This is a genomic window from Endozoicomonas sp. ALD068, assembly GCF_049310145.1.
In the GTDB taxonomy this organism is placed as follows: Bacteria; Pseudomonadota; Gammaproteobacteria; order Pseudomonadales; family Endozoicomonadaceae; genus Endozoicomonas_A.
The window spans coordinates 4970353-4986741 of the sequence record NZ_JBLYNU010000004.1 but is presented as its reverse complement, the minus strand read 5'-3'; the positions used below and the strand labels follow the sequence as shown (position 1 = coordinate 4986741).

Here is a 16389-nt window from a genome sequence, read left to right as displayed (position 1 = left end):
GATCAATCCCCACCAAGAGGCTCATCGAGATCAATATCGATCTCCCCAACCAGATCAGTGAGCTTCTGGGCAAGCTCCGGGGAAACCGGCTTCAGTGTTCGGGGATGATTTTTCATGTCCCGCTCAAGAAAATCCAAGAAACCTGCTATTACAGGGTCTTCTTTGTCACTCTGGCACTTAGAAAGTAGGACGCTGCCATCGGAGCGAATCTCATACTGAAGCTTTTCCTGCTTGTTCAATTCCAACGCCTTTCTGACCGAGGCCGGAATAGTCGTCTGATAACGATCCGTCAGGGTGGATCGATCTACGGACACATTTTTCATGATGAAACCTTAGATTGTTAACTATCACTTATTATGGTAATGCAAATGCATTGTTGTGTCAAAATCAGGATTGAGGATGAGTCGGTGAACAAGCGGGCTCTGATCTGACCGCCCTGCTGCCGGTAGTTCGGGGTTTTTGCGCATTCCCTCAGAAAGAAGCTGAATCACCCTCTTCCCCCGAAGACAAGGAATCCATGACATCGAGCATTTTTTCAATTGCTTTGCCCATGCTCATTTTGCCGTCAGCAAGGGCTTGTAGACGGTAATACATAGCTTTCCTGACTCGGATTCATAAGTCAGTGTTGATATCTCTGACAATCTTATCTTCTGACTGTTTAGAAACTGGCATCCTGCGCAGGCCTAATAAAACGGTACGCCCCGCATACATGGAGTTGATGGGCAAGCTCACTCTGGAACACCTTGTTGGCCTCTTAAAAAAGGAAAGTGAGGATGTCATAGGTATCGTGTTTGCTTGGGGCAACTGTTGAAGATGAGGCCATTGTTTTTGAGTACCATTCGCAGCTGTACAAGTACGGGTTCTGCGGGGTGTTGTTCAATGAGGCATGTCCTGGAAGCTGCCTAGGTCAGGGCAATAGTTTTCTCGCTACAGAGCTCACTCGGGATGCTGATGCCATGATTTGTCTGATCGAGGCGGACCTTTTTTCTTTGACAACAGATTTTAGGCAAATATCAATCGGGGTGGTGAAAGGCAGATAGAAAAACAGGTGGAACTTATTAAAGCTCTTGTCAGCAAGCAACGGATTTTTATGGCTCGGGGCGAGGGCATGACGACGAAAAAGGAAGATAGAGAGGCATCTCGTGCAGGTGTTTCCGCTAGTGCAGATAGCCAATCTCAGACCTCTGGGGCGGCTGGTTCAAGCCCGGTATAAACCCACTTCCAAGCCTTCAGGCTTGGTGGTGGTCGTTTATTAATGCCTTGAGTGTCTGCCAGGGAATACCCTCCCTTTTTCGGACAAGGCTGTCACGAGAGCCATTTCTGACAGCCAGTATCTCTGCGGCAATGGCAATGGCGATCTCTGCGGGCTCTCTGCCTCCCACTTCATTGAGTCCGACCGGACATCTCATCTGCTCAATCCGTTTCGGGTTGAAGCCCTTATGCTCAAGACGCTTACGGAATCTGCTGGCTTTAGTCTCGGAGCCTATGACGCCCAACCAGCCGGTGTCTGATCGTTTTAATGCCTGTTCAGCAATCGCATAATCCAGCTGGTGATTGTGGGTGACCACCAGAATAAAGGCGTTTTCGGGCAGATCTGCCACTTCTTCATCAGGCTGTTCACTGAGAATACAGGTGACATTTTCAGGGGTATTCCGGGGGAAAAGTTCTGCCCGATTATCAATCCAGGTAATACGGCAATTCAGAGGCGTAAGAACATGAATAAGCGCTTTGCCAATATGCCCGGCCCCAAACAGAGCGATATGGAAGTGACAGCCTGCAATGGGCTCCAGCATCACGCTGACACTGCCACCGCAGCACTGACCTAACCGTGGACCCAGTGGGAAGTGCTCCATAACAGGCTCATGCTGATCTGAAGCCATCAGCTCCCTGGCTCTCTCAATCAGCAGAAACTCAAGATGCCCGCCACCCACAGTGTCAAAGCTTTTTTCTTCTGTGACCAGCATTTTACTGCCTGATTTTCTGGGCGCAGAACCGGCTGATCCCAGGACGGTCACCAGAACGCCAGGCAGACCAGAACGCTTGAGCTTTGACAGCGCGTCAATCCACTCCATAGGCGGCCTCCTCTTTTTTTAGAGGTTCTGTGTGGGGCCGCTCTTTAATTTTCGAGATGGCTTTCAGCACTCTTTCCGGAGTCGCGGGAACATCAATGTCCGGGCTGACGGTGTAGTCTGAAAGGCTCGAAACGGCATCACGTATTGCCGACCACACCGAGAAGCTGAGCATCAGGGGAGGTTCGCCGGTGGCCTTGGAATGATAAATCGTATGCTCCGGATTATCCTGCTCGAACAACTCAACGTTAAAGATAGCCGGTAGATCTTCAATCGTAGGAATCTTGTAAGTCGCCGGGTTGTTACTGAGCAATCTTCCCTGCTCATCCCAGACCACTTCTTCAGTGGTCATCCAGCCCATACCCTGGATAAACCCGCCTTCAATTTGGCCACGGTCAATGGCGGGGTTCAGTGATCTGCCAACGTCGTGCAATATATCAACCCGCTCCACCCGGTATTCACCGGTCAGGGTATCCACTACCACTTCAGAGACTGAAGCACCGCAGGCAAAATAATAAAAAGGGCGGCCACTGGCTGTTTCCCGGTCATAGTGAATCTCGGGAGTGCTGTAAAAGCCTGAGCTGGAGAGTGAAACCCGGTTGAAGTAAGCGGCCTGAATCAGTTCAACAAAAGGAATGGTCCGCTCTTTCATGTGGACATGACCATCAGCGAACTGAATAGCCTCAGGTTGTTCCTGATAATGTTCGGCAGCGAATGTTATCAGGCGATCACGAATTTTCTGACAGGCATCCTGTGCGGCCTTGCCGTTCAGGTCACTGCCGCTGGAAGCCGCCGTCGGAGAGGTGTTGGGTACCTTGTCGGTTCGGGTGGAGGTCACTTGTACCTGATCCAGGCCAACCCCAAATTCATGAGCAACCACCTGGGCCACTTTAACGTAAAGCCCCTGTCCCATCTCGGTACCGCCATGATTTACCTGAATACTGCCGTCTGTGTAGACATGGACCAGAGCGCCAGCCTGATTGAGATGTTTGGCCGTGAAAGAGATACCAAACTTCAGCGGGGTCATGGACAAGCCTTTCTTTAATACCGGGCTGTTCCGGTTGAACGCTGTAATCTCCTGCCTGCGCTTTCGGTATTCAGAACTCTCTTCCAGTTTTGCCATCAGCTCCGGCAGAACATTGTGTTCAAAGGTCTGGTGGTAATGAGTGACATTTCGTTCGCCAATGCCGTACAGGTTATTAAGGCGAACATCCAGTGGGTCAAGACCGGTAGCACGAGCAATGTCGTCCATTGCCCGCTCTATTACCAACATGCCCTGAGGCCCGCCGAAGCCTCTGAATGCGGTGTTGGAAGCAATGTTGGTTTTGCAGCGGTGACCAGTGACTATGGCATTATCGAGGTAGTAAGCATTGTCGGAATGAAACATGGCCCTGTCGACAATAGCGTCTGTGAGGTCAGGGGAATAACCGCCATCACCTGCGACCTCTATATCTATCCCCTTGATAACTCCTTTACTGTCAAAGCCTGCGCGATAACGGTGTCTGAAAGGGTGGCGCTTGCCGGTGGACATCATGTCCTGTGAGCGGTCGACCCGGAATTTTACGGGTTGTCCTGTTTTACTGGCCAGAAGTGCTGCAATACAGGCCGGACCAGCAGCCTGGGTTTCTTTGCCACCAAAGCCTCCCCCCATGCGTCGAACATCCGCCACGACTTTGTGCAAAGGAATGCCCAGAACTTCTGCTACCAGCTTCTGCACTTCAGAAGGGTGCTGGCTGGAGGTGTAAATATGGTATTGGTTGTCTTCCAGAGGGACGACGCTGGCAATCTGTCCTTCCAGATAAAAGTGTTCCTGGGCGCCGTTGCTCATGGCACCTTCGAGTCGTCTGGGTGCTTCGGCAATGGCACGATGGGCGTCGCCTTTACGCATCACATGCTCAGGTCTGAGAAAGGATTCTTCCTGCATGGCCTGATCGATGCCCAGCACAGGCTCTAACGCCTTGTATTCAATGTTTGCTTTTCTGGCCGCTTTTTTGGCGGCCAGGTGAGACGTGGCCGCTACCGCAAAGACCGGCTGACCGATATAGTCGACCTTGCCATCAGCCAGCAACATATCACCAGGGTAAACCGGGCCAATGTCTTTGTGTCCGGGAATGTCGTCAGCGGTGACGACCATGACCACACCGGGACTGTTTTTGACTGCCTCCAGATCCATGCTGATGATTTCAGCATGGGCCTGGGTAGACAGGCCAAATCCGGCGTGTAACTGACCGGCCATTTCGGGTCGATCATCGATATAGGTGGCTCTGCCGCTGACATGCAGATGGGCACTGTCGTGTTTGGCTGTCTTCGGGGAAGACCGGGTTTTGCTGATATCCGGTAACTTACGCATGAGCAATGATCCTCGCAGTTTGTCCGGACATTTCCAGAAAGTATCTTTCCAGCAGGTTGCATGCTGCCTGCAATCGATAGTCGCTGCTGCCCCTGACATCGGACAGTGGTGTGAATTCTGAACGAATGGCTTTCTGCGCCTCTTGCAGAGTAGTGGCGCTGGCCTCTTTTCCTGTCAGGGCTTTTTCGCAGGCCAAAGCCCGTTTGGGTATAGCTGCCATACCTCCAAATGCGACTCTGGCACGGGTAATGATTCCGTTGTCGTTCAATTCCAGATTGATGGCGGCCAGAACGGCGGATATATCATCACCATAACGCTTGCTCAGCTTGTAAACCCTCAGTTGATGAGGCTTGAGTGGAATGCGAATGCGGGCAATAAATTCACTTTCTTCGAGCTGGGTCTTTTTGTAGTCCAGGAAAAAATCTTCCAGAGGCAGGGATCTGATGGTGTTTCCTTTACGCAGTTCAACCTCTGCATCCAGTGCCAGTAACACAGGAGGCGTGTCGCCTATGGGCGAGGCATTACCGATATTGCCGCCCAGAGTGCCTGCATTTCGAATCTGTTGTGAGCCCAGACGCGAAAGCATTTCTGCAAACTCAGGAAAGTGTCTGGCCAGCAGAGGTTCCATCTGACGGAAGCTGGCTGCAGAGCCAATGATCATTTCCCGGTCAGTACAGGTGATCTCTTTTAACTCATTGACTGAGGTCAGAGTGACCAGCGACGGTAAATCCTTCATCTGTTGAGTCACTTCCAGCCCAAGGTCTGTGCCACCGGCCAGTAATCTGGCTTGTGGATGTTGCAACAGATAATCAGCCAGTGCCTGCTCGGAGTTCGGCATGAAGACACCATTGGCGGTGTCATCAAGCCGGGCTTGCAGTGCGTTGAGTTTCTCAACGGTCTCCTGTTCCTGATGCTTGAAGCGGTCAGAAGGTGTCAAGCTGGCGATTTCATCAGCAGCATCAACGATAGATTGGTAGCCGGTGCAACGGCAAAGGTTGCCACCCAGAGCTTCAGGAATGTCAGGTCTGTTTTCGGGGGCTTCATGATGGAAGGCAAACAGGGACATGATAATGCCGGGCGTACAGAAACCGCATTGAGAGCCGTGGTGATCCACCATGGCCTGTTGAACAGGGTGCAGTTTTTCCCCTTCAGCAAGATCTTCAACGGTGATCAGTTGCTTGCCGTTAAGTGCCGGTAGCAAAGCAATACAGGCGTTGATGGTCTGATAGTTCAGACGGTCGTTCTCCGGCTCCGCAACCACCACAGTGCAGGCACCGCAGTCGCCTGAACAACAGCCCTCCTTGGTGCCGGTTTTTCTATCCGGATTGTGGCTGTGATTACCCCGGAGGTAGTCCAGTACGGTGGTATCGGAGGGAGTGTCTCTAAGTTCAACCAGAGTCTCGTTGAGCAGAAATCGAATCACGACGACTGACTCCTTTATTCTAATTCTCTATAGGGAAAAATATTCTGCATGGTCGTTTTTTTGTTTTTGATTTACGTAGAATATTTTTCTTAGCTCATATCTGCGACTTGTAATTTGACTATTTGGTCGGGAAAATAGCAAGCGAAATCAGCAAAATGCTGGTATTAAAAACAGGCTGGTATTAAAGAGGCAGGCAGCAGACTCAGCTGTCCTGGAACGAATAATGCTATCAAAAAAGCCTCGTATACCTTTGGATCGTTTTTTATTGACCCGGGGTAAATTCAGTATTATCAGTTTTGATCAGTTGCTTGGATCATTGCATCGATAAGAACAACAATTATATGGAGTCTGGAATGGATAACGCTGAAATGTCGCCCGCTGTGGGTGGGGATAAGGGTGCATCATTGCTCGATCGTCTCTTCAAACTCAGTGCCAAAAACACGACAGTAAAAACTGAAATGATGGCAGGTCTGACGACCTTTGTTACCATGTGTTATGTGGTGTTTGTCATACCGGGAATGCTCAGTGATGCCGGGATGGATAAGGGTGCCCTGTTCACTGCCACCTGTCTGGTCGCGGGCCTGAGTACCATTGCCATCGGTCTTTTCGCTAATTGGCCTGTAGGACTGGCTCCGGGTATGGGTTTGAACGCTTTTTTTGCCTACGCGGTGGTGCTGGGAATGGGTTACACCTGGCAAGAAGCCATGGGTGCTGTATTTTGGGGCGGCATAGGCTTTATGTTGTTGAGCCTTTTCAAAGTCAGGGCATGGATTGTAGACAGCATTCCTGTCGGTCTCAGAGTCGGAATCACCAGCGGTATTGGCCTCTTCCTGGCACTGATTGGTCTTAAAAATGCCGGCATTGTGGTGGCCAGCCCCGGCACCATAGTGACGTTGGGGGACATCACTCAGTTTGGCCCAATGATGGCCTGTCTCAGTCTGTTTCTTATTCTGGGTCTGGCATTCCGTGGCCTCAAAGCCGCCGTGCTGATCGCTATTGCCGTTGTCACCTCTATTGCCTTGTTGGCCGGTGATGTTGCCTTTAGTGGCGTGGCTTCAGCACCACCCAGCATGATGCCTATCGTCGGTGGACTGGACATTATGGGTGCTCTCAACCCTGAAATGCTGGGTGTCATTATTGCTTTCATGTTCGTCAATCTGTTTGATACGACAGGTACCCTGATTGCTGTGGGCGACAAGGCGGGTCTGGCCGACAAAGACGGTAAAATGCACAACATGAACAGAGCCATGATCACTGACGGTACAGCTTCATGGGCGGGTGCACTGGTGGGTACACCGACGGTCACTTCCTATGTTGAAAGTGCTTCAGGTGTGGCCGCAGGAGGTCGCACCGGTCTGACAGCGGTTACCATTGGTCTGCTGTTTTTGCTCTGTGCTTTCTTCTCTCCCCTGGCCGGGATGGTACCTGCTTATGCAACTGCGGGAGCGCTGATTTATGTTGCCGTTCTGATGGTGGGCAGCCTTGCTAATATCGACTGGAACGATCTGACTGAAGCCGGACCGGTCATGATGACTGCTATCATGATGCCACTGAGCTTCTCTATTGCTAATGGTATTGCTCTGGGATTCATCGCTTATCCGGTGATTAAAGTTCTGGCCGGACGTTCCAGCGATGTCAGTATCAGTGTCTGGGTATTGGCTGTGCTCTTTGTCCTCAAGTTTGTGTTCTTTGGCGTTTAAGCTTCTCTGGCTTGCTCATTTCTGGTGAGCAAGCCTGTTCACTTTCAATCTGTGTAGATTATGGCTTCAGCTCTGTGATCGTCGCTGAGTTCATCGCTTTTATCAAACCGGGCTTTACGACAGTCATCAGATATAAAACATCGGCGTTTCAGTAAAATTCCATAACCTTTGTCATGGGTGAGAGAATCCAGGAACCACTATGTTTTAGTTTCGTGCCCCTCATCTTCTCGTCTATCCTCACTGCTCCTATCCCTGGAAAACAAAGGATAGAACCATTAACAGCCTACTCTCCCACATATTGGTCTTTTTGCCTTTCGTCTGCCCGGTTGAGCCACAGACTTATTGTTTTATCGTTGAGGTTGATCAGAATGAGGCTTCGACAAGCCAGAGTTTTTCTATAAAAACTGAGCCGGACCTATTAACTGCAATGCCAATGACCGATTGGAGGCTAATGCAAAACGAACCATCACACATGACCAGCACAGACGGATATTCAGGGTCAGGCATGCTACCCGATGACAAACCCAGTCGGCGAAACCAACTTCAGATCATCACCTTGATGTACGGAACGGGCGGCGGTAACTATTCCCGGACAACGGGGTCAGAGGATCATGGACAGTCATTCAATAGACATTCAGAAAAATCACATTATTTATACGACAACGACAACAATGATGAAAATTCGGGTCAGCCCACCGACTCGCGACATAGCCTTGACAAAAATTGCCATGAACAGCCCTGTTGTAATCAACAAGGAGTCTGTATCTTCGCTCCTTACAAAAGTACCCACTGTCGTTCAATCTCAGATGACTCTTTCGCTAGCACAACAGATGTCTATTTGCAGACAGGAGATCAGGAATCTGACCCGGTAAGCCATCCTGCCAAAGCACCGAGAGTTGTCTCAGGAGCTGACAGCACGACCGGTTCATCATTAAAACTAAATCCACCTCCTGCGAAAAAACAAAAGAAGACGGACTCCAAACAATACCGATGTAATCACCCCGGCTGTGAAAAATCATTTAGCTCCCAAGGCTCATTGAGCACTCACAAAAGTCAATATCACACCGGAGAACAAACCTGTCTTGAGTGCCAGAAGCCCCTGCCAAACGCTCGAGCCCTGGCGATTCACAAAAGAAAAGATCACACCGGAGAGCAAACCTGCCCTGAGTGCCAGAAGCCCCTGCCAAACGCTCAAGCCCTGTCGGATCACAAAAAAAAAGAACATAGCGGAGAGCAAGCTTGCCCTGAGTGCCAGAAGATTCTGCCAAACATTCAAGCCCTGTCGAATCACAAAAGAAAAGATCACACCGGAGAGCGAACCTGCCCAGAGTGTCAGAAGACCCTAGTAAACATGAAAGCCCTGTCGGATCACAAAAGAAAAGAACATAGCGGAGAGCGAACCTGCCAAGAGTGCCAGAAGACCATGCCAAACGCGCAAGCCCTGTCGAATCACAAAAGTCAATATCACACAGGAGAGCGAACCTGCCCAGAGTGCCAGAAGACAGTGCCAAACGCGAAAGTCCTTTCGGCTCACAAAAGTCATTATCACAGCGGAGAACAAACCTGCTCTGAGTGCCAGAAGAGCCTGCCATACGCTCTAGCCCTGTCGTATCACAAAAGAAAAGAACACAGCGGAGAGCAAACCTGCCCAGAGTGCCAGAAGACCCTGTCAAATGCGCACGTCCTTTCGGTTCACAAAAGTCAATATCACAGCGGAGAGCAAACCTGCCCTGAGTGCCAGAAGACCCTGCCAAACGCTCGAGCCCTGGCGGTTCACAAAAGAAAAGAACACAGCGGAGAGCAAACCTGCCCTGAGTGCCGGAAGACACTGCCAAGCTTGAAAGCCCTGTCGAGTCACAAAAGGCAACACCGGAAACGAAAGCTTGATGATGCAAAGTCAAGTGATTGATTTCTGCCCGGGAGGGTAAGGCACTGTTCACAGCTCTTAAACCCTGTTGGAAAAAATAATTTATACGACAGTAGATTTTTTTTTTTTTTTTGCGCTTTTTAAATTCCCATAGAGCTTGCCAACATTGAAAAACTCCCTAACTTCCTATCGTCTATCCTCACTGCTCCTATCCCGGGAAAACAAAGGATAGAGCCATTAAAAGCCTACTCTCGCACGTATTGGTCTTTTTGCCTTTCGTCTGCCCGGTTGAGCCGCAGACTTATGGTTTTATCGTTGAGGTTGGTCAGAATGGGGCTTCGACAAGCCAGAGTTTGTCTATAAAAACTGAGCCGGGCCTATTAACTGCAATGTCAGTGACCGACTGGAGGTTGATAAAAAATGAACCATCACACATGACCAGCACAAACGGATATTCAGGATCAGGCATGCTACCCGATGACAAACCCTGTCGGCGAAACCAACTTCAGATCATCACTTTGATGTACGGAACGGGCGGCGGTAACTATTCCCGGACAACGGGGCCAGAGGATCATGGTCGGTCATTCAATAGACATTCAGAAAAATCACATTATCCATACGACATCGACCATAATGATGAAAATTCGGGTCGGCCCACTGACTCCCGACATAGCCTTGACAAAAATTGCCATGAACAGCCCTGTTGCAATCAACAAGGGTTTTGTATCTTCGCTCCTTCCACAAGTACCCAGTGTCGTTCAACTTCAGATGACTCTTTCGCTTGCATAACAGATGTCTATCTGCAGACAGGCGATCAGGAATCTGGCCCGGTAAGCTATCCTGCCAAAGCACCGAGAGTTGTCTCAGGAGCTGACAGCACGACCGGTTCATCATTAAAACTAAATCCACCTACTGCGAAAAAACAAAAGAAGGCGGACTCCAAAAAATACCGATGTGATCACCCCGGCTGTGAAAAATCATTTAGCTCTCAAGCCTCAATGTACAATCACAAAAGTCAATATCACACCGGAGAACGAACCTGCCTCGAGTGCCGGAAGCCCTTGCCAAACGCTAATGCCCTGGCGTTTCACAAAAGAAATGCTCACACCGGAAAGCAAACCTGCCCTGAGTGCCAGAAGACCCTGCCAAATGCGAATGCCCTGTCGGCTCACAAAAGTCGATATCACACCGGAGAGCAAACCTGCCCTGAGTGCCAGAAGACCCTGCCAAACGCTGAAGCCCAGTGGACTCACAAAAGAAAAGAACACACCGGAGAGCAAACCTGCCCTGAGTGCCAGAAGATCCTGCCAAATGCGAATGCCTTGTCGGCTCACAAAAGTCGATATCACAGAGGAGAGCAAACCTGTCCTGAGTGCCAGACGACCCTGTCACATAATCAAGCCCTGTCAGATCACAAAAAACGATATCACACCGGAGAGCGAACCTGCCCAGAGTGCCTGAAGACCCTGCCACACGCTCAAGCCCTGTCGGTTCATAAAAGTCGATATCACGCTAGAGAGAAAACCTGCCCAGAGTGCCAGAAGCCCCTGCCAAACGCGAAAGCCCTGTGGGCTCACAAAAAAAAATATCACACCGGAGAACAAACCTGCCCAGAGTGCCAGAAAACCCTGCCGAACTATCAAACCCTGGCGTATCACAAAAGAAAAGAGCACACCGGAGAGCAAGTCTGTCCTGATTGCAAGGAGCCCCTGCGAAACGCTCAAGCCCTGTCGACTCACAAAAAAAAATATCACACCGGAGAACAAACCTGCCCTGAGTGTCAGAAGGCCCTACCAAGCACTCAAGCCCTATCGGCTCACAAAATTCGTTATCACTGCGGAGAGCGAACCTGCCCTGAGTGCCAGAAGACCCTGCCAAACCCTCCAGCTCTCTCGGCTCACAGAAGAAAAGAACACAGCGGAGAGCAAACCTGCCCTGATTGCCAGAAGTCCCTTCCAAACGCGAAAGCCCTGTCGACTCACAAAAGTCAATATCACACCGGAGAGCAAACCTGCCCAGAGTGCCAGAAGACCCTGCTAAACGCTCAAGCCCTATGGGATCACAAAAGAAAAGAACACAGCGGAGAGCAAACCTGCCCAGAGTGCCGGAAGACCCTGCCAAACGCGAAAGCCCTGTCGAATCACAGAAGAAAATATCACACAGGAGAACAAACCTGCCCTGAGTGTCAGAAGGCCCTACCAAGCACTCAAGCCCTATCGGCTCACAAAATTCGTTATCACTGCGGAGAGCAAACCTGCCCAGAGTGCCAGAAGACCCTGCCAAACCCTACAGCCCTCTCGGCTCACAGAAGAAAAGAACACAGCGGAGAGCAAACCTGCCCTGATTGCCAGAAGTCCCTTCCAAACGCGAAAGCCTTGTCGACTCACAAAAGTCAATATCACACCGGAGAGCAAACCTGCCCAGAGTGCCAGAAGGCCCTGCCAAACGCTCAAGCCCTGTGGGATCACAAAAGAAAAGAACACAGCGGAGAGCGAACCTGCCCAGAGTGCCGGAAGACCCTGCCAAACGCGAAAGCCCTGTCGAATCACAGAAGAAAACACCGGAAACGAAAGCTCGATGATGTAGAGTCAAGTCATTGATTTCTGCTTGTCACAGGCCCAGGAGGGAAAGGCACTGCACACGTTTGGGCATGATCTGAAGTGCAATGCTCACTATCGTCTATCCTCACTGCTCCTATCCCAAGAAAACAAAGGATAGAATTATTAAAAGTCTACTCTCGTACGTATTGGTCTTTGTGTCTTTCGTCTGCCCGGTTGAGCCGCAGACTTATGGTTCTATCGTTGAGGTTGATCAGAACAGGGCCTCGACAAGCCAGAGTTTTTCTATAAAAACTGAGTCGGGCATATTACCTGCAATGCTAATGACCGATTGGAGGCCGAGGCAAAACGAACCACCACAGATTAGCAGCACAAACGAATATTCCCGGTCAGGCATACCAATCGATGACAAACCCTGTCGGCGAAACAAACTTCAGATCATCACTTTGATGTACGGAACGGGCGGCGGTAACTATTCCCGGACAACGGGGCCAGAGGATCATGGTCGGTCATTCAATAGACATTCAGAAAAATCGCATTATCTCTACGACAAAGACCATAATGATGAAAATTCGGGTCGGCCCAATGACTCCCGACATAGCCTTGACAAAAATTGCCATGAACAGCCCTGTTGCAATCAACAAGGGGTTTGTATCTTCGCTCCTTCCACAAGTACCCAGTGTCGTTCAACTTCAGATGACTCTTTCGCTTGCATAACAGATGTCTATCTGCAGACAGGCGATCAGGAATCTGGCCCGGTAAGCCATCCTGCCAAAGCACTGAGAGTTGTCTCAGGAGCTGACAGCACGACCGGTTCATCATTAAAACTAAATCCACCTACTGCGAAAAAACAAAAGAAGGCGGACTCCAAAAAATACCGATGTGATCACCCCGGCTGTGAAAAATCATTTAGCTCTCAAGCCTCAATGTACAATCACAAAAGTCAATATCACACCGGAGAACGAACCTGCCTCGAGTGCCGGAAGCCCTTGCCAAACGCTTATGCCCTGACGGTTCACAAAAGAAAAGATCACACCGGAGAGCAAACTTGCCCTGATTGCCAGAAGAGCGTGCCAAATGCGAAAGCCCTGTCGGATCATAAAAGAAAATATCACACGGGAGAGCAAACTTGCCCTGAGTGCCAGAAGCCCCTACCAAGCGCTCAATGCCTGTCGGCACACAAAAGAAAAGATCACACAGGAAAGCAAACCTGCCCTGAGTGCAAGAAGATCGTGCCAAACGCTCAAGCCCTGTCGGATCACAAAAGAAAAAAACACAGCGGAGAGCAAACCTGCCCTGAGTGCCAGAAGCCCCTGTCAAACGCTCAAGCCCTGTCGGACCACAAAAGAAACTATCACACGGGAGAGCAAACCTGCCCTGAGTGCCAGAAGCCCCTGCCGAACGCGAAAGCCCTGTCGTATCATAAAAGAAAACATCACACGGGAGAGCAAACCTGCCCTGAGTGCCAGAAGAACCTGCCGAACACTTTAGCCCTGTGGGCTCACAAAAGAAAAGATCACAGCGAAGAGCAAACCTGCCCTGATTGCCAGACGACCCTGCCGAACGCGATAGACCTGTCGTATCATAAAAGAAAATATCACACGGGAAAGCAAACCTGCCCTGAGTGCCAGAGAACCCTGGCAAACGCTCAGTCCCTGTCGGCTCACAAAAGTCAATATCACTCCGGAGAGCAAGCCTGCCCTGAATGCCAGCAGACTCTGCCAAGCACTCAAGTCCTGTTGGCTCACAAAAGAAAATATCACACAGGAGAGCAAACCTGCCCTGAGTGCCAGAAGACCCTGCCGAACAACCAAGCCCTGTGGGCTCACAAAAGAAAATATCACACCGGAGAGCAAACCTGCCCAGAGTGCCAGACGACCCTGCCAAATGCTCAAGCTCTGTCGGCTCACAAAACTCGACATCACACCGGAGAGCAAACTTGCCCTGAGTGCCAGAAGACCCTGTCAAACACGAAAGCCCTGTCGGATCACAGAAGGCAACACCGAAAACGAAAGCTTGGTGATGTAAAGTCAAGTGATTGACTTCTGCTTGTTACAGGCTCAGGAGGGAAAGCACTGCACACGTTTGGGCATGATCTGAAGTGCAATGCTCACGTCCATCTGTCTATCACCTGCGGGGGTATCGTCTATCCTCACTGCTCCTATCCCGGGAAAACAAAGGATAGAGCCATTAAAAGTCTACTCTCGCACGTATTGGTCTTTTTGCCTTTCGTCTGCCCGGTTGAGCCGCAGACTTATGGTTTTATCGTTGAGGTTGGTCAGAATGAGGCTTCGACAAGCCAGAGTTTGTCTATAAAAACTGAGCCGGGCCTATTAACTGCAATGCCAATGACTGATGGGAGGCTGATGCAAAACGAACCATCACACATGATCATCACTTTGATGTACGGAACGGGCGGTGGTAACTATTCACGGATAACAGAGTCAGAGGATCATGGTCAGTCGTTCAATAGACATTCAGAAAAATCACATTATTTATACGACAACGACAACAATGATGAAAGTTCGGGTCAGCCCACCGACTCCCGACATAGCCTTGACAAGAATTGCCATGAACAGCCCTGTTGTAATCAACAAGGAGTCTGTATCCTCGCTCCTTCCACAAGTACCCGGTGTCGTTCAACCTCAGATGACTCTTTCGCTTGCGATGTCTATTGGCAAACAGGCGACCGGGAATCTGGCCCGGTAAGCCATCCTGCTGAAGGTACAAAAGTTGTCTCAGAAGATGACAGCACAACCGGTGCATCATTAAAATTAAATCCACCACCTGCGAAAAAACAAAGGAAGGCAGGCTCCAACAAATACCGATGTCATCACCCCGGCTGTGAAAAATTACTTAGCTCTCAAAACTCATTGTACAATCACAAAAGTCAATATCACACCGGAGAACGAACCTGTCCTGAGTGCCAGAAGCCCCTGCCAAACGCTTATGCCCTGTCGGTTCACAAAAGAAAATATCACACCGGAGAGCAAACCTGCCCCGAGTGCCGGAAGAGCCTGGCAAACGCTCGAGCCCTGTCGGATCACAAAAGAAAATGCCATACCGGAGAGCAAACCTGCCCTGACTGCCAGAAGCCCGTGCCAAACGCGCAAGCCCTGTCGGTTCACAAAAGTCGATATCACACCGGAGAGCAAACCTGCCCTGAGTGCCAGACGACACTGCCACACGCGCAAGCCCTGTCGGATCACAAAAGAAAATGTCACACCGGAGAACAAACCTGCCCTGAGTGCCAGACGACACTGCCACACGCGCAAGCCCTGTCGGATCACAAAAGAAAATGTCACACCGGAGAACAAACCTGCCCTGAGTGCCAGAAACCCCTGCCAAACGCGCATGCCCTGTCGGCTCACAAAAGTCAATATCACAGTGGAGAGCAAACCTGCCCTGAGTGCCAGAAGACCCTGTCAAACGCTCAAGCCCTGTGGACTCACAAAAGAAAAGAACACACTGGAGAGCAACACTGCCCTGAGTGCCAGACGACCCTGCCAAACGCTCACGCCCTGTCGGATCACAAAAGTCATTATCACAGAGGAGAGCAAACCTGCCCTGAGTGCCAGAAAACCCTGCGAAACATTCATGCCCTGTCGAATCACAAAAGAAAAGAACACACCGGAGAGCAAACCTGCCCTGAGTGCCAGAAGATCCTACCAAGCGCTCAAGACCTGTCGAATCACAAAAGTAAATATCACAGCGGAGAGCAAACCTGCCCTGAGTGCCAGAAGACCCTGTCAAACGCTCTAGCCCTGTGGAATCACAAAAGAAAAGAACACAGCGGAGAGCAAACCTGCCCTGAGTGCCAGAAGACCCTGTCAAATGCTCTAGCCCTGTGGAATCACAAAAGAAAAGAACACACCGGAGAGCAAACCTGCCCTGAGTGCCAGAAGACCTTGGCAAACAGTCAGGCCCTGTCGGCTCACAAAAGCCAATATCACACCGGAGAACGAACCTGTCTCAAGTGCCAGAAGCCCCTGCCAAACGCTCTAGCCCTTTCGAATCACAAAAGGCAATATCACACCGGTGAGCAAACCTGCCCTGAGTGCCAGAAGCCCCTGCCAAACGCCCTAGCCCTGTCGAATCACAAAAGGAAACACCGGAAACGAAAGCTTGGTGAAGCAAAGTCAAGTGATTGATTTTATTGCGCTGAAGATTTAAGTCTTTAGAGCTTGCCAATATTGAAAACCTTCCAAACTTTCTATCGTCTATCCTCACTGCTCCTATCCCTGGAAAACAAAGGATAGAACCATTAAAAGTCTACTCTCGCACATATTGCTCTTTGTGCCTTTCGTCTGCCCGTTTGAGCCTCAGACTTGCCGTTTTATCGTTGAGGTTAATCAGAATGGAGCTTCGATAAGCCAGAGTTTTTCTATAAAAACTGAGCCGGGCATATTAACTGTAATGCCA

At 50.3% G+C, this 16389-nt stretch carries 10 protein-coding genes and 1 pseudogene; 6 read left to right on the top strand and 5 right to left on the bottom strand.

Annotated elements, in window-relative coordinates; translation table 11 throughout:
* Positions 1 to 2: 2 nt before the first annotated feature.
* From ACO6V5_RS18195 to xdhA, 5 genes are all read right to left on the bottom strand, one after another.
* Positions 3 to 323 (bottom strand): type II toxin-antitoxin system PrlF family antitoxin, encoded by a 321-nt coding sequence (locus ACO6V5_RS18195; RefSeq protein WP_422136368.1) that lies wholly within the window; start codon positions 321 to 323, stop codon positions 3 to 5.
* Between the two features lie 148 nt (positions 324 to 471).
* On the bottom strand, positions 472 to 594 hold the full coding sequence (locus tag ACO6V5_RS18190) for a hypothetical protein (RefSeq protein WP_422136369.1): 123 nt from the start codon (positions 592 to 594) through the stop codon (positions 472 to 474).
* Between the two features lie 635 nt (positions 595 to 1229).
* On the bottom strand, positions 1230 to 2072 hold the full coding sequence (xdhC, locus tag ACO6V5_RS18185) for a xanthine dehydrogenase accessory protein XdhC (protein WP_422410825.1): 843 nt from the start codon (positions 2070 to 2072) through the stop codon (positions 1230 to 1232).
* The gene (gene xdhB, locus ACO6V5_RS18180) at positions 2059 to 4419 is read right to left on the bottom strand and encodes a xanthine dehydrogenase molybdopterin binding subunit (protein WP_422410823.1); all 2361 of its coding nucleotides are present in this window, start codon (positions 4417 to 4419) and stop codon (positions 2059 to 2061) included. Before xdhB ends, xdhC begins: the two co-directional genes overlap by 14 nt.
* Positions 4412 to 5842 carry a xanthine dehydrogenase small subunit gene (gene xdhA / locus ACO6V5_RS18175; RefSeq protein WP_422136372.1) on the bottom strand — a complete coding sequence of 477 codons (1431 nt, stop codon included), beginning with the start codon at positions 5840 to 5842 and terminating at the stop codon, positions 4412 to 4414. Before xdhA ends, xdhB begins: the two co-directional genes overlap by 8 nt.
* A gap of 353 nt (positions 5843 to 6195) precedes the next feature.
* Here xdhA and ACO6V5_RS18170 point away from each other — a divergent pair, with 353 nt between their 5' ends.
* From ACO6V5_RS18170 to ACO6V5_RS18145, 6 genes and pseudogenes are all read left to right on the top strand, one after another.
* Entirely contained in the window at positions 6196 to 7542 is a 1347-nt protein-coding gene (locus tag ACO6V5_RS18170; protein ID WP_422136373.1) for an NCS2 family permease, read from the top strand.
* A gap of 451 nt (positions 7543 to 7993) precedes the next feature.
* Positions 7994 to 9451, top strand: coding sequence for a C2H2-type zinc finger protein (locus tag ACO6V5_RS18165; RefSeq protein WP_422410821.1), 1458 nt, complete (start codon positions 7994 to 7996; stop codon positions 9449 to 9451).
* Between the two features lie 392 nt (positions 9452 to 9843).
* Entirely contained in the window at positions 9844 to 12009 is a 2166-nt protein-coding gene (locus tag ACO6V5_RS18160) for a C2H2-type zinc finger protein (protein ID WP_422136375.1), read from the top strand.
* A gap of 281 nt (positions 12010 to 12290) precedes the next feature.
* The gene (locus ACO6V5_RS18155) at positions 12291 to 14009 is read left to right on the top strand and encodes a C2H2-type zinc finger protein (protein WP_422442072.1); all 1719 of its coding nucleotides are present in this window, start codon (positions 12291 to 12293) and stop codon (positions 14007 to 14009) included.
* 30 nt (positions 14010 to 14039) lie between these two features.
* Positions 14040 to 14111 (top strand): annotated as a pseudogene (locus tag ACO6V5_RS18150) (transposase); the annotation flags it as partial.
* Between the two features lie 222 nt (positions 14112 to 14333).
* The gene (locus ACO6V5_RS18145; protein WP_422442073.1) at positions 14334 to 16118 is read left to right on the top strand and encodes a C2H2-type zinc finger protein; all 1785 of its coding nucleotides are present in this window, start codon (positions 14334 to 14336) and stop codon (positions 16116 to 16118) included.
* Positions 16119 to 16389 lie beyond the last annotated feature (271 nt).